Genomic DNA, 16,299 nt, shown 5'->3' with positions numbered 1-16,299 from the left:
TTAGAAGTTAACACTTAAACCGAATGATATAGTCTTAGACAGCGGATATACGGTTCCGTTGGCATTCGAGTTGCTTTGATAGCCTGCTCCGCAAGTTTCGGGGTCCATGGTGTCGCTGAGGCTGGTGATGGTCAGCAGGTTTTCGCCGGAGACAAATACACGCAGGTTTTGCAACATAATCTTGTTGACCCATACTTTGGGGAAGGTATAACCTACTTGGATATTCTTTAGGCGCATATAAGCAGCGCTCTGTAAGTAGCGGGTCTGGCATTTGTTGTTTTTGGTGTTGAAGATGGGGCGGGGATAGTAGGCATCCAGGTTTTCGCCAAGCGGATGGTCGCTGGTACGGAAGTAATCGAGGTGATCTTTGAACGAAGTGGACCACCATTCACCGTCGGTCACACCCCAGAAGGCCATGTTCGTATCGCCTGCCCACCAGTCGCGTTTCAGCACGCCTTGCCAGAACATCTGCACGTCCCATCCTTTGTAAGAGGCGTCCAGATTGATGCCTGTCATGAAGCGCGGAGTGCTGTTGCCTATCTTCTTCATGTCGCCCATATCGTCTATGGTGTAGCTGCCGTTGTTTATCTTGCCGTCACCGTTGAGGTCGGCATACATGATGTCGCCGGCAGCCCATCTGTTGCCCAATGCGTCTTGTCCGCCGTTAGGCAAGGTAGCGAGGTGCTCTTGCATCTCTTCGTCGCTCTTGGCAATGCCGATGGTGGTATAGCCGTAGATATTTCCGATAAGCTCGCCTTCTATATATTTGGAGAGGCTTCCGGTGGGATTGCCGTAGCGCAGGATTTTGCTCTGCGAGTCGGAGAGGTTCACTCGGACGCCGTACTTCACGTCGCCTATCTGGTCGCGCCAGCCCAGTTGGAGTTCCCAACCGTAAGTCTTCATATCGGTGTTGTTGGTGGCGGGTACATCCGTTCCCAAGGTGGCGGGCAGCTCTACACCGGGACCCATCATGTTCTCGGTCTTACGGATGAAGTAGTCGAAAGATCCGGTCAGACGGTTGTTCAAGGCGGCTACGTCCATACCGATGTTGGTGCTTTTGATTTTTTCCCAAGTCAGGGTGGAGGTCACCAGCTTCGGAGCTTGCGCTGTGTTCGGCTTGACACCGTTCAGAGGCCATCCGCCGTTGGCGGTTGTCACTGTCAGGGTCTGGTAGCTTGGATAGAGGTTATAGATGTTGGCATTGGCCAGTGTACCGTAAGAGGCACGGAGCTTCAAGGTAGAGATTTTGTCGGCAAGAGGTTCCCAAAAGGCTTCGCGGGCAATGTTCCATCCTAAAGAGAAAGAGGGGGAGAGTGTCCAGCGGTTGTCGCGGCGGAAGCGTGAAGACCCGTCGTAGCGGAGGTTGCCTTCCACTAAGTAACGTCCGTCGAAGTCGTAGTTTACACGGCCGAAGAAGCCTACATTCGCCCATTCCTGCAAGTCACCCTCAATACCATAGGACTTGCTGCTGGTAGTCAGGTTCAGTACCGGCTGGTCCAGAGAAATCATGTCGGCGCGTTGTGCGGCAACGTTACGGTACTTCTGTTGCTCTATCTGCATACCGGCTGTAGCGGCAATGCTGTGTTTGCCTAATGTGATGTTGTAGTTGGAGTAGATGTTCGGGTTCAGGAAAAGCGACTTGTAAGCTTTTTCATATACTTTGTTTTCACTCGGTCCGGTCATGGTGGCGGCATACGTCTTTTCGGGGTTGTTGGCGTAGTGTGAGTAGATAATTTTGTGGTCGTAGTGCACCCAATTGTTATCGCTCTTGAAGTTGAATTCTCCGATGATGTTCCAGTTCTTCAGCGGGGTGACGGTGACGCGCAGTTGCTGTGACAGTCCTTCGCTGATTTCATCCTGACGGCCGCCGTTCTGCAAAGCTTCGATGTAGTTGATGTCGGACATGTAATATCCGTTGGGGTCGTATATCGGACGTACCGGGCGGCAACGGCGTTGTACATTATTGTAGAAGTCGTTCCATAATACACTTGGTCGATCGTATTCGTTGCGGGTGTAACGGCTGGAGTAGTCCAGCTTCACATAGTCCGTGATTTGGGCGGAAATCTTTCCGGTCAGGTTGTAGCGTTTGTTGTGTTCTGTTCCGTATCGTAAGAAGCCGTTTTGGCTCAAGATGTTGCCTGACATGTAATAGGTGAATTTCTCGGTTCCGCCACTGATGCTGGCATTGTGCTCCTGTGCGAAAGAGTTGTCCTTGTAATACTCCTTCAGCCAGTCCACGTTGCCCCAGGTATTGTCATAATCCCATTTGCCATTGGCGTTTGCTTTGGCAACGTTGTTGGGCTCCAGTTTGCCGTCCAAGTAGTCTTTTATATTCTGTTTTTGGACAGGGTCAGTAAAGAGATGTTTACTGGTGTTGTTGAACTGTGCGTCGTCAAAGAAGTTCATGAATTCCCACGAGTTCATCATCTCCGGCATCTTTACGGGTGAGTTGAAGCGGAAACTGTTGTTGTAGTTGATGACGGGGCGGCCTTGTTTGCCGGCTTTCGTAGTTACCAGCACCACGCCGAATGGCGCGCGCGAACCGTAGATGGAAGACGCGGCGGCATCCTTCAGCACGGAGATGCTTTCGATGTCCTGCGGGTTGACTGTGTTTAAGTCGCCTTCCATGCCGTCAATCAGGATAAGCGGAGAGCCGTTGGCGTAGGCGTCACCGTTGGAGTTCTTGCCTACCGTGCCGTTACCACGGATGTTGATGCTCTTGGTGGCGTTCAACTCGCCGCCATGCCCGCTGTTGCTGATGTTCAGGCCGGGGATGACACCCTGCAAGGCCTGCACGGCATTGGCTACCGGGCGTGCTTCGAGGTCTTTGGCGGAGGCGGTGGCTACGGAGCCGGTCAGGTTCACTTTCTTCTGTGTACCGAAACCTACCACGACCACTTCGTCCAGCGTCTTGCTGTCTTCTTTCATCAAGATGGTTCCGCCTACTTTCTGTGCCGGAATTTCCTGTGTGATGTAACCCACGTAAGAAATCTGTACCACCGCATTCGGGGCAACCCTTAATGTGAAGTTACCGTCCATGTCGGTAATAATTCCGTTGGTAGTACCTTTTTCATGAATGGTGACACCAATCAGCGGTTCCTTACTGTTGGCATCTTGCACATTACCTCTGACGGTAATGCCGTTTTGGGCGAATGCCCCTAAATCAGAGAGGAAAAGCATGAAGCAGAGAGTAAGCAACTGCATCAACTTCCAAGAAAAAATCTCTTTTCTCATAATAAGTAGATTTAATTAATTAATAAAAATTAGTGCGTTTAAGCGATGGCAAATGTATTATGATATGGCATCCGCCGTCTTCAATCCGTTACGTCCAAACTTGCTCAAGCGTTGTCTTTGATTACTTCTGCACTTTCATTTACTGTTTTTATAATGTTGATATACAGGGGTATGTTGTGTGATAATGCAAATATTTATGTTTATATAGGCAGAGGGGGGAGTATGCATTTGTGTACCTCTGATAATGGCAGAAGTTACGGCTCTATTATGTACAATATAGGGATGAGCACCTCTTTTATCCTTGTAAAGATATGCTTACTGATAAATAATCCTCATTGATGTTCAATCCTTTCAGGAAAAGACATTATCTTTGTTTCGTCAATGATGCATGAAGTTAACCATTATGAATAAAGAAACCTCTTCCCTGCTATTTCTCCTTTTCTTAGTGTGCGCTCCTCTCAGGGCGGGCTGGCAGCGTCCTGTGACAAACTACACCCGACATATTTATAAAGCCGGTACACAAAATTGGAGCATTCAGCAGCACGACAACGGCTGGATGTATGTGGCGAATAACAAAGGTTTGTTGGAATTCGACGGCGTGGAGTGGAACACCTATCCCATCCGCAATGCCAAGACCCGTGCCGTGAAGATGGGGCACGACGGACGGATTTATATCGGTGGAATGGGGCAATTCGGCTATTTCACCCCCAACCGCCTGGGAGGATTGAGCTATACCTGCCTTTCGGACAGCCTATCTCCCAAGACCAATGTGGGCATTATCTGGAATATACTGGAAGATCGCGACAGGGTTTACTTCCAGTCGGACGTATCTTTTTTTGTCTTGAACAAAGGACGGGTGGAGAAGCTCAAGCATCCGTCCGAAATACAGGCTTCCCTTATCCTGAAGAACCGCTTCTATACGGTTTCTTCAGCCGGACTGATGCAACTGAATGGAAAGAACTTCCAACTGCTTGCCACTTCTCTCGAAATGGGGGCGATGGTAAAGGAGGGCGGACTGCTGCCTTACGGTGACAAAATCCTGTTGGTGAGCCGTCAGAACGGTCTGTTTCTGTACGACGGCACTGCCATCCGCAAGTTTGCCACGGCAGCGGATGACTTTTGCCGGAAAAGCCAACTGTTCTGTGCCGCACTGAAAGATTCGCTCCTGGCACTGGGCAGCATACAAGAGGGCGTGTGCCTGCTGAACCTGAAGACGGGAGAAACCGAAGTCGTCTCCATCGGAAACGGCTTGCAGGACAAGACGGTGCTGAACATGGCTTTCGACCGCGAAGGGCAGTTATGGCTCGGTCTGGATAATGGTATCGACTGCATTCATCTCAATGCGCGCCTTGCGTCGCTCTATGGCGGCAGGGCGGTGGTGGGGGCAGGCTATGCGTCTTGTTGCTATCAGGGGAAATTCTATCTGGGAACCAACCAGGGATTGTATCGCACCGCCGTGCCCACCCGCCTTAACGGAACGGAAGCCACGGAATTCGTGGCAGGCACAAGCGGGCAGATATGGTCGCTACATGAGTTTGACGGCAAGTTGTTCTGCTGTTCGGACAACGGTATCTTCATCATGGCAGGCGAGCACATGGTGCAGCACATAGCCAAGCCCCGCGGAGTATGGGGAGTGGTGCAAGTGCCCGGACGTACGGACGTGCTGATAGGAGGAACCTATGGCAGCCTGTTCCTGCTTAGGAAGCAGGGGACAATGTGGGTGCATGACGTGACCTTGAAGAACTTTAACCACTCCTGCAAGGAGATGCTGATGGAAGATGCCTCGAACCTGTGGGTGGCCAACAAGGAAGACGGTGTGTGCCGCCTCACCCTCTCTGCCGACCTCAAAGAGGTGGTCAAATCACGCTATTACAATCAGAAGGATTTCCCTTCGGGCTATGACGCTTGCCCCGCATTGATAGACCATGAAGTGGTGATAGCCTCCCATTATGGAATCTGGCATTACGACCATGCGCGCGATAGTCTGGAAGAATATCCCGGACTGGAGAAGCTGATGGATGGAAAGACCGCCTATACTTATCTGACGGTAGATTCCCTGCACAACATCTGGTATGTGGCGAACGGATCGCTGAAACTGCTGCGCCATGATGCCGCCTCCGGCGGTTATCACCGCTATCTGAACGAAGTCTTCCTGCGCGGATCGCTGATAGAGAACTTTGAAGATGTGCACTTCTGCAATCGCGGTCAGGTGATAGTGGGTACGGAAGAGGGTTTCTCGCTGATAGACATCGACCGCCTGCGTAAACCACAGCCGCCTCTTACGCTGCAAATCCGGAAGGTCTATCTGACAGGACAACGGGATTCTCTGGTCTATGGACGTAGCTACGTATATGACGACGCGCCGTTGATGATTCCCTATTCACGCAATTCGCTCCGCATAGAATACAGCGCCAATAACTACAACCGTTCCCAGCCCACGCTGTATGCCTATAAGTTGGGCAATGGCAGTGAAGAAGGCAAGTGGAGTGGTTATAGCGAGAACTGCGTCAAAGAGTTCACCGGGCTGCATGAGGGGAAATACGTGTTCAGCGTGAGGCTCTTGGCAGACCATGGGCAGCAACCTGTCATCACGAGCTTTGCCTTCGAAGTGTTGCCGCCCTGGTATCGCACTTGGTGGAGCTACTTTATTTATATGGCGGTATTCGGTCTGCTGGTATTCTATGTCTATTTTCGCATCGCTGCCTCCCGCAAGCGTCTGTTGATGAAGCAGGAACTGGAACTTTATCATAAAGAACAGGAGTTCAAGCAGGAACGCGACTTGCAGGATCGGAAGATAGACTCCCTTCAGGCGGAGAACCTTCAGGCGGAGTTGCGGCACAAGTCGGAAGAACTGGTGCAGACCACCCTGAATATCGTGCGGAAGAACGAGATGCTGCTGGACATCAAGAAAGAAGTGCTGGGCATCTCCCATTCCATCAATGAAGAAAATCTGGTCGCTCTCCGCCGCAAGACGCTCCGCCTGCTGGGCAAGATAGACACCAACTTGGAGCATGACGACGGCTTGCAGGCATTTCAAAGCACTTTTGATTCCGTGCATCACGATTTCTTCAGCAAGCTGGAGGAAGCTTACCCCGAACTCAGCAATAAAGAGAAACAACTCTGTGCCTATATCACCATGAACCTGCTTTCCAAGGAAATTGCTCCCCTGATGAACCTTTCCCTGCGTGGAGTGGAGATAGGACGTTTCCGCCTACGCAAGAAGCTGGGATTGGAAGAAGAGGAAAATCTGGCGGAATTCCTGCAACGCTTTTCAAGGAAGTAAAATATAATTAGTTTTCAGATGCAATCATTTATCAAATAAATTCTCTACCTTTGTTAGCTGACAGAACATTATGTTTTTATGCCGACAAGAAAAACTACATATTGCTTCATTTTCCACTTGATTTTTCTCCTTCTTTTAGCAGGTCATACTGTCTCTTTGCCTGCCCAGAACAATCCTTATAAGATAGCCGATTCGCTTTATCCCATTTTGCAGCGTGCCGAACGTCTGCGTGCCGATGCCCGATGCCTTGCCGTGGTGGATACGCTCTATAATGAAGCTGTCCGGCTGGGCGACAAGAAGGCGCAGTGTCTGGCTCTTACCGTTCCGCTGCGCCATTACATCATAACGGGTGACAACAACCGTATGAAAAAAGCCTCGGAGAAACTGAAAGCCGTATCGCGCGCCAACGACTGCCTGCAATACTATTACTATGCCTGGAATCAGGAAGCCATACAACTGCTGAACAGCGGGCATTCACTTGAAGCTCTGCAAAAGGCGGAGGAAATGAAGAAACAGGCTTTTACGGACGATCATCCCTTTGGCATCTACTCCTGCATCCGCAATATGGGCTATATACAGACCTCCCGCAAGAACTTCAAGCTGGCAAACCAGTATTATCGCGAGGCTTTGGACTATATGCTGAAGAACCTGCCCGACCAAGACCCCGCACCTATCTACAACAATCTGGCGTCTTACTGCCTGGGGCGAGACGACAAGCTGGGGCTGGAATATTGCGAAAAGGGCATAAAGAGTGCGCGGATCACCAATAACCGGATTACGGTCATGCTGATGAAATGCCGTCTGCTGTACTCCATGAAGCGGTGGGATGAGTTCAGAGCTTACTGTGCCGAGACGATGCAGGCGGTTGAGCAGAACAAATATCCACAGACCAGAGTCGATGTGCTCATTGTACAGATATATAGCAGTGTATTGGGCCGGAAGTATGAGGAGGCTCATACCTATGCCGACCTGGTAATGAAGATACATCGGGAAGACGGCATTAAATATCATGCGTTCATTTGCGAGAAAGCCGGCGACTACCAAAGAGCCCTTAGCTATCAGACTGTTTATATCCGCGGCATAGACTCCCTCAGCAATCTGGCGCAGGCATCGGACATAGCCGAGCTCAACGCCCAGATAGGCAACGAACGGCTGAAGCAGGAGAATGCCCGGTTGGATTTGAAGAATGCCGGTCTGCTGATGGAGCAGATGCGTCAACAGATAGCCTTGGATCAGAGCAATGCCGAGAACAGCCAACTGCTGCTGGCAAATCGTGAGCTGGAAGTGCGGAGGCTCAAGGCCGAAACCGAACGGCAGCGGGCTGAGACGGAACGGCAGAAAGCCGAAACCGAACGGCAAAAGAGTGAAACCCGGCGGCAGAAGGACTTGCTGAAGCAGGAGCAGGATGCCTCGCTCTACCGGATGACGATTGCCTGCATACTGATAGTATCATTGCTGGCTCTCGTGGCGTTTCTGATATTCTACCTGCAACGCCGCCGCAAGAGTATGCGCCAGTTGCAGAAGAAGAACCAGGAACTTGCCGTGGCCCGCGATGAGGCACAGTCCGCCAACCGCATGAAGTCACTCTTCATACAGAACATGAGCCATGAGATACGCACTCCTCTCAACAGCATCGTGGGCTTCTCGCAGCTCATCGCCAATCCCGACATGGAATTAGAACCTGAAGAACAGCAGGAGTACAGCGAACTGATAGTAAGCAATTCCGAGCTGCTCACCACGCTGGTCAATGACCTCCTGGGCCTCTCCGAATTGCAGAGTGGCAAGTACGTCACCAAGATTGCTTCGCACAGTTGTGCGGATTTATGCCGTGAATCCATTGCCACCGTCACCCACCGCAAGCCGCAGGACGTGAAGCTGTACTACACCTGCGATACACCTCCGGACTATACCATCCTCACCGACGGACAGCGTGTACGCCAAGTGCTAATCAACTTCCTGACCAATGCCGAGAAGCATACCGAAAGGGGAGAGATACATCTGCACTGTTCCCTTACGGAAGTTCCCGGCAGCGTCACCTTCTCTGTGGCCGACACCGGCTGCGGCATTCCTCCGGAGCAGGCGGAGCATATCTTCGGGCGCTTTGAGAAGCTGGACGACTTCTCCCAGGGCTTTGGCCTCGGCCTTAGTATCTGCCGCCTGATAGCCGACTATATGGGGGCTGCGGTGAAGCTGGATACAAGCTACAAGGGAGGAGCAAGATTCTTGTTCGTGCTGCCGGTGAATGATAACTTGTAGAACCGCATTGCGATTCGTAGACCGGGAGGTAATCGCCCCAATCTTCTTTCGGGCTTCTGCGCACGGATTTCTAATTCTGTCAACGGATTATCTGATGTTTAGTTCATCATTTTAAAATAAATTCTCTACCTTTGTTAGCTGACAGAACATTATGCCTTTATGCCGACAAGAAAAACTACATATTGCTTCACTTTCTACTTGATTTTTTTCCTTCTTTTGGCAGGTCATACTATCTCTTTGTCCGGGCAGAACAATCCCTACAAGATTTCCGATTCCCTCTACACCCTCTACCACCGCCTCTTTCTGCTGCGCACCGACGCGCGTTGCATCGCCCTTACCGATACCCTCTTCCGCGAGGCAGGCAAGCAGGGCGACAAGAAGGCGCAGTGCCTGGCGCTCACCGTTCCCGTGCAATATTACGCCTCTCTCCGCGACTATGCCCATAAGAGGGAAGCCATAGAACGGCTGAAAGATGTGTCGCGTGCCAATGGCTATCTGCAATACTACTATTACGCCTGGAACGAGAAGGTGGTGGATCTGCTCAATGCCGGAAACAGCCTCCGGGCCTTGCAGGAAGCCGAGCTCATGAAGAAGCAGGCTTTCACCGACAATCATCCCTACGGTATATTTATTTGTCTGCGCCAGATGGGGCACATACAGATTGCCCGCCATAACTTTGCCAAAGGTAAGGAGTACTATAAAGAAGCGCTGGACTACATGCTGAAGAACCTGCCCGACCAAGACCCCAGCCGTCTCTACAACGATGTCGCAGCTTGTGACTTGGATGTCGATCCTCGGAATGCACTGGAATATGCCGGGAAAGCCGTGGAATGTGCGCGTACCGATGCTGCACGGGTCACGGCTCTGATCACGAAATGCCGTGCGCTGAGCTGGTTGAACCGGCCGGAGGACTTCAATGCCTGCTATGAGGAAGTCCTCAAGTTGGCCCGGAAGATTCATTATCCCGATTCCTCTCCCGGCATCCTTGCCCTGAATATATACAAGGCTATGTACGACAAGGACTTTGCCCGTGCCCATGCCTTGGCCGACAAGTTTTCGGTCAAAGGCGAATCTCTCATGCGCCATTCCGACATCTGTTTCGATGCCGGAGACTACTTGCAGGCTTACCGCTATTTGCGGAAATACCATGCTTATCAGGACTCCATCAATAATCTGACACAAAGTTCGGACATCGCGGAGTTCAATGCATTGATGGGCAACGAACGGCTGAAATTGGAAAACAGCCGCCTCGACCTGAAGAACGCCGGGCTGATGATGGAACAGATGCAACAGCAGATGACCCTTGAACAATATGATGCCGCCAACGATCGCCTGACGCTTGAGAACCGTGAACTGGAACTGAAAAGCCTCCATGCCGATGCCGACCGCAAGGAAGCCGACATCCGTCGTCAGAAAGCCGAGAATTTGCGACAGAAGGATTTGCTGGAGCAACAGGAGGAGACTGCACACTATCGTCTCATTATTTTCTCTATCGTAATTTTCTTCTTGCTGGCTCTCGTGGCGTTTCTGATATTCTACCTGCAACGCCGCCGCAAGAGCATGCGCCAGTTGCAGAAGAAGAACCAGGAACTTGCCGTGGCCCGCGATGAGGCACAGTCCGCCAACCGCATGAAGTCACTCTTTATACAGAACATGAGCCATGAGATACGCACTCCTCTCAACAGCATCGTGGGCTTCTCACAGCTCATCGCCAATCCCGACATGGAATTAGAACCTGAAGAACAGCAGGAGTACAGCGAACTGATAGTAAGCAACTCCGAGCTGCTCACCACGCTGGTCAATGACCTCCTGGGCCTCTCCGAATTGCAGAGTGGCAAGTACGTCACCAAGATTGCTTCGCACAGTTGTGCGGATTTATGCCGTGAATCCATTGCCACCGTCACCCACCGCAAGCCGCAGGACGTGAAGCTGTACTACACCTGCGATACACCTCCGGACTATACCATCCTCACCGACGGACAGCGTGTACGCCAAGTGCTAATCAACTTCCTGACCAATGCCGAGAAGCATACCGAAAGGGGAGAGATACATCTGCACTGTTCCCTTACGGAAGTTCCCGGCAGCGTCACCTTCTCTGTGGCCGACACCGGCTGCGGCATTCCTCCGGAGGAGGCGGAGCATATCTTCGGGCGCTTTGAGAAGCTGGACGACTTCTCCCAGGGCTTTGGCCTCGGCCTTAGTATCTGCCGCCTGATAGCCGACTATATGGGGGCTGCGGTGAAGCTGGATACAAGCTACAAGGGAGGAGCAAGATTCTTGTTCGTGCTGCCGGTGAATGATAACTTGTAGAACCGCATTGCGATTCGTAGGCCGGGAGGTAATCGCCCCAATCTTCTTTCGGGCTTCTGCGCACGGATTTCTAATTCCGTCAACGGATTATCTGATGTTTAGTTCATCATTTTAAAATAAATTCTCTACCTTTGTTAGCTGACAGAACATTATGCCTTTATGCCGACAAGAAAAACTACATATTGCTTCACTTTCTACTTGATTTTTTTCCTTCTTTTGGCAGGTCATACTATCTCTTTGTCCGGGCAAAACAATCCCTACAAGATAAAAGATTCGCTTTATGCCCTCTATCAGCGTGCCGGAAAGCAGAGTGACACGAAGCTGTGCATCGCCCTTGCCGACACCCTCTATCGGGCAGCCTTGGCTGCGGGAGACAAGAAAGCCCAGTGCATGGCGCGCATTCTTCCCGTGCAGCGCTACTTCTCCCTGCCCGACAAGGAGGCGGAGATGGCAGAGGCGGTGGAACGGCTGAAAGAAGTGTCGCGTGCCAACGGCTACCTGCAATATTACTACTATGGCTGGAACCAGAAGATAGCCCAACTGCTGAACAATGCGCATTCGGTGCGGGCGCTCGAAGAAGCCGAACAGATGAGGAAGCAGGCATTCGAAGATAATCACCCCTATGGCATCTACCTCTGCATCCGCGAGATGGCGAACATACAGTTGGCGCGGGGCAACTTCATGTTGAGCAACCGGTACAACCTGGACGCGCTGGACTACCTGCTAAAGAACCTGCCCGAACAAGATCCCGCACCCCTCTACACTTCCATCTCCGAGTACTACCGCGGGCAGGGACGCGACTACCCCAAAGCACTGGACTATTGCGAACAGGGCATCAAGAGCGCCAAGACGGGCTACAACCTTAGCGAATGTCTGATTCAGAAGTGCCAGGTGCTGTTCGAGATGGGACGCTTCAACGACTTCAACACTTGTTACGATGAAGCCATGCAGCAGATAGCCCGCAGTGAGTATCCCTCGGAGCGAGCGCTCTTGCTCCTTTTAAAGCTGAAGAAATGCGTCCTTGACGGAGACTTCGAGGGAGCGCACAAATATGCCGACCGCATGCTGACCCGGATGGATGCCACGAGGCAACATGCTTATGTTTACTACGAACAGGGCGATTACCGGTCAGCCTATCACACCCTCAGACGTGCGCAGGTGATAGCCGACTCCATCCGTCAGGTGACGCGTGCCTCGGAGATAGCCGAATTCAATGCGCTGGTGGGAAACGAACAACTGAAGCTGGAGAATTCGCAGCTCGACCTGAAGAACAGCCGCCTCGACCTGAAGAACGCTGACCTGCTGTTGGAGCAAGTGCGCCAGCAGATGGAACTGGAGCGACGCAACGCTGAGAACAACCAACTGATACTGGACAACCGTGAACTGGATGTACAGCGGCTGAAGGGTGAAGCAGCCCTGCAACAATCCAAGGCCCAGCAGCAAGCCCTTTTGCTCAAGCAGCAGCAGGAAGCCTCGCACTACCGCATCATCATTTTCTGCACCGTCATCTTTTCGATGGCGGTCTTCATCGCCTTTCTTGTCTATCACCTGATACGTCGCCGGCATCACGTCAGACAGTTGGAAAAGAAGAACCTGGAGTTGTCCGTAGCCCGTGACCAAGCCCAGTCTGCCAACCGCATGAAGTCCATCTTCATACAGAACATGAGCCATGAGATACGCACTCCTCTCAACAGCATCGTGGGCTTCTCGCAGCTCATCGCCAATCCCGATATGGAATTAGAACCTGAAGAACAGCAGGAGTACAGTGAACTGATAGTAAGCAACTCCGAACTGCTCACCACCCTCGTCAACGATCTCTTAGGACTGGCCGAACTGGAAAGTGGGAAATACGTCACCAAGCTGGTTTCGCAACGTTGTAACGAGCTTTGTAGCCAGTCCGTCGCCACCACCATTCACCGCAAGCCGGAGAGTGTGAAACTCTATTACACCTCTGATGTTCCTGATGACTACGAAATCCTTACCGACGGACAGCGTGTACGCCAAGTACTTATCAACTTCCTGACCAATGCCGAGAAGCATACCGAGAGGGGAGAGATACATCTGCACTGTTCACTTACCGAAATGCCGGGCTGCGTCACCTTCTCTGTGACCGACACCGGAACCGGCATTCCCGCTGAACAGGCGGAGCACATCTTCGGGCGCTTTGAGAAGCTGAATGCTTTTGATCAGGGCTTCGGCCTCGGACTGAGCATCTGCCGCCTGATAGCCGATTATCTGGGAGCTGTGGTGAAGTTGGACACAAGTTACAAGGACGGCGCAAGGTTCCTGTTTATCCTGCCTGTCAGTCCCCCTAACCTCCCTGAAAGGAAAGAATAATAGTTTTAGTTATAATAATTCCTTGGTACAGACAGCAATATATCAACCAATAGCCGTATCTTTGTACAACCTTTTGAATATACGCCTCTTATGCCGACAAAGCGCCTTACATATTGTCTCTTTTTCCTGTTCCTCTCTTTGACTGGTATTGGCGTAACATTGTCCGCCCAGAATAATCCCTACAAGATAGCCGATTCGCTTTACCCCTTCTACCAACGTGCCACCCGTATGCGCTCGCGCCCCGAAAGTCTGCTGTCGGCAGACACCCTCTATCATCAGGCTGTGAGGCTGGGAGACAAAAAGGCGCAATGTCTGGCACGCACCATTCCCGTGCAATACTACACCGACCACAAGGATGAACAGGCCCTGCGCCGTGCTGTGGAGGATCTGAAGACACTCTCGCGTACCAATGGCTATCTGCAATACTACTATCATGGCTGGAACAACCTCATTGTCTATCTGCTGAACAGCGAACACTCGCTCACCGCCCTGAAGGAAGCCGAAGAAATGAAGCTCCAAGCCTTCGAAGATCACAATGATTACGGTATTTACACCTGCATCAACTCCATTGCCAATATCTATCAGGCGCGCGACAATAACAAGATGGCTACGGGCTACCGCGAGGAACTCCTCAAATTCATGTTGGAGAAGCTGCCCGAACAAGACCCCACACTGCTTTATCTCAAAATAGCCGCCTACTACCGGACCGATTCGCAGGATAGCAGTAAGGCCCAAGAATACATAGGCAAGGCTGTAAGAAGTGCCAAGACGGAAAGCATACGCATACGCGTGCTGGAGGAAGAGTGTATGTACAGTTACGCACAGAAGCGGCATGATGATTTCAACCGCTACTACGACCGGCTGATGAAGGCATTCGATGGACAGACCGTTGACCCCATCTATCTGAACATTTTGATATATAAGAAAGTGCTGGACGGGGATTATGACGAAGCGCATACATTGGCCAATGACGTGTCAAACATTGCTCAGAGGTGGGCGCTGCACGTTCTGATATACGAGGCGGAAGGAGATTATCAGGCTGCCAATGCCGGACGGAAGGCAATGGCCGAGGAAGCGAAGGAGAGAATAGCGCAATTACAATCTACCGACATTGCCGAATTGAACGCCCAGATAGGAAACGAACGCCTCAAGTTGGAAAATGCCCGTCTGGACTTGAAGAACTCCGATCTTCGTCTGGCTCAGGTGCGGCAGCAGATGGAGCTTGAACGACGCAATGCCGAGAACAACCAGCTCATGTTGGATAATCGTGAACTGGAGGTACAGCGCCTCACTGCCCAGACCAAGTTGCAACAGGCCGAAACCGAACGCCAGCGTGCTGAAGCCGAACGGCAGAAAGCCCTGTTGGAGCAGCAGCGCACTTCTTCACACTATCAGATTATTCTTTTGGGCATTATCATTGCTTTTCTTATTCTTATCCAGTTGCGTCGCCGCCACAACATGATGCGGTTGCGCAAGAAGAACGAAGAACTTGCCGTGGCACGAGATGAGGCACAGTCCGCCAACCGCATGAAGTCCATGTTTATCCAGAACATGAGTCATGAGATACGTACTCCGCTTAATTCCATTGTAGGCTTCTCGCAACTCATAGCCAATCCCGAAATGGAATTGGAGCCCGAAGAACAGCAGGAATACAGCGAACTGATAGTGAGCAACTCCGAACTGCTTACCACCCTTGTCAACGATCTCCTTAGCCTGGCCGAACTGGAAAGTGGGAAATATGTCACCAAAATGGCGCCGCAGCGCTGCAACGATCTGTGCCGGCAGTCACTTGCCACCGTCACCCATCGCAAACCGCAGGACGTAAGGCTGTATTATACTTCCGATGTTCCCGATGATTACGAAATCACCACCGACGGGCAACGTGTACGTCAAGTGCTCATCAACCTTCTCACAAATGCGGAGAAGCATACCGAGCATGGCGAGATACACTTGCATTGTTCTCTCTCGGAGACACCCGGCAGCGCCACCTTCTCCGTCACCGACACCGGAACCGGTATTCCCGCCGAACAGGCGGAGCACATCTTCGAGCGCTTTGAGAAGCTGAATGCTTTTGATCAGGGCTTCGGCCTCGGACTGAGCATCTGCCGCCTGATAGCCGATTATCTGGGAGCTGTGGTGAAGTTGGACACAAGCTACAAGGACGGTGCAAGATTCCTGTTTATTCTTCCGGGATAGTACAACAATAGGGAACTTTCGATATACTTTTATTCAGTACCAGCAGACTCTCCGGCCCCATATTGAAAAGCAGGTCGATAATGCTGAGGTTGGGCAAGAAGCCAAGCCTTTCCTGAAAGACCTGGTAATAGGGCTGCACTTTGAATTCAGGGTCTTCTGCCCGGAAGTCTTTCTTAGGATGGATGCGTTCACGGAAGTCTGCTTCGCCTGCCGTGAGTCCCGTACGGTATTCGGCAGTGCGTTTCATGTCCGGCTGAATATCTATCAGGGAACAGACAAGACGGCAGAGTTCTTCGTTGAAGTCGATCAGAAACTCATATTTTTTCTCATAAAAAGGACGGAAGTCATCTTTATAATACTCAAAGAAGGGAGTGTGGTTATAAGCCGATTCGATGGCATTCCAATGCAGATGCCGCCAATTGCCGTGATCGGAGATACGGATATCACACATGGGGCATTTCAGGCTGTCAGGCTTGACGGTAGGTATGGAAAGTGCCAGTTCACCGTCGGGTGCGGCAATGGTGCAACGGTTGCGGTATGTCTGTTTTGCATAATGGTCGTGCTGCTCCACGAATACTTTATCGTAAGCGGACAGTTTGGTATAATATTGCACGGGAGCCAGATAGGCTGAAGAAAGAAGTGCGGTTCTCATCTGTTGTAATTTTCGGTTTGTAATAAGAGAG

Annotated in this window: 7 protein-coding genes; 5 read left to right on the top strand and 2 right to left on the bottom strand. The window is 51.4% G+C overall.

Going from position 1 to position 16,299, the window contains the following annotated elements; all coding sequences use genetic code 11:
* On the bottom strand, positions 1-3,234 hold the full coding sequence (locus BACHE_RS03030) for a SusC/RagA family TonB-linked outer membrane protein (RefSeq protein WP_013546235.1): 3,234 nt from the start codon (positions 3,232-3,234) through the stop codon (positions 1-3).
* Between the two features lie 403 nt (positions 3,235-3,637).
* Here BACHE_RS03030 and BACHE_RS03025 point away from each other — a divergent pair, with 403 nt between their 5' ends.
* From BACHE_RS03025 to BACHE_RS03005, 5 genes are all read left to right on the top strand, one after another.
* The gene (locus tag BACHE_RS03025; protein ID WP_013546234.1) at positions 3,638-6,517 is read left to right on the top strand and encodes a ligand-binding sensor domain-containing protein; all 2,880 of its coding nucleotides are present in this window, start codon (positions 3,638-3,640) and stop codon (positions 6,515-6,517) included.
* 78 nt (positions 6,518-6,595) lie between these two features.
* On the top strand, positions 6,596-8,773 hold the full coding sequence (locus tag BACHE_RS03020) for a sensor histidine kinase (protein ID WP_013546233.1): 2,178 nt from the start codon (positions 6,596-6,598) through the stop codon (positions 8,771-8,773).
* 159 nt (positions 8,774-8,932) lie between these two features.
* Positions 8,933-11,083 carry a sensor histidine kinase gene (locus tag BACHE_RS03015; RefSeq protein ID WP_013546232.1) on the top strand — a complete coding sequence of 717 codons (2,151 nt, stop codon included), beginning with the start codon at positions 8,933-8,935 and terminating at the stop codon, positions 11,081-11,083.
* Positions 11,084-11,242: 159 nt separating this feature from the next.
* Complete coding sequence (locus BACHE_RS03010) at positions 11,243-13,420, top strand: ATP-binding protein (RefSeq protein WP_013546231.1); 2,178 nt, start codon at positions 11,243-11,245, stop codon at positions 13,418-13,420.
* Positions 13,421-13,510: 90 nt separating this feature from the next.
* Positions 13,511-15,616 (top strand): sensor histidine kinase, encoded by a 2,106-nt coding sequence (locus BACHE_RS03005; protein ID WP_013546230.1) that lies wholly within the window; start codon positions 13,511-13,513, stop codon positions 15,614-15,616.
* On the opposite strand, the gene BACHE_RS03000 is transcribed toward BACHE_RS03005, so the two are convergent.
* Positions 15,600-16,268 carry a WbqC family protein gene (locus BACHE_RS03000; RefSeq protein ID WP_013546229.1) on the bottom strand — a complete coding sequence of 223 codons (669 nt, stop codon included), beginning with the start codon at positions 16,266-16,268 and terminating at the stop codon, positions 15,600-15,602. The genes BACHE_RS03005 and BACHE_RS03000 overlap by 17 nt on opposite strands.
* Between the last annotated feature and the right edge of the window lie 31 nt (positions 16,269-16,299).

The sequence above is a fragment of the Bacteroides helcogenes P 36-108 genome (assembly GCF_000186225.1).
GTDB lineage: Bacteria > Bacteroidota > Bacteroidia > Bacteroidales > Bacteroidaceae > Bacteroides > Bacteroides helcogenes.
Note: the sequence above shows the minus strand (reverse complement) of the source record. Positions and strands in the feature narration are given on the sequence as shown.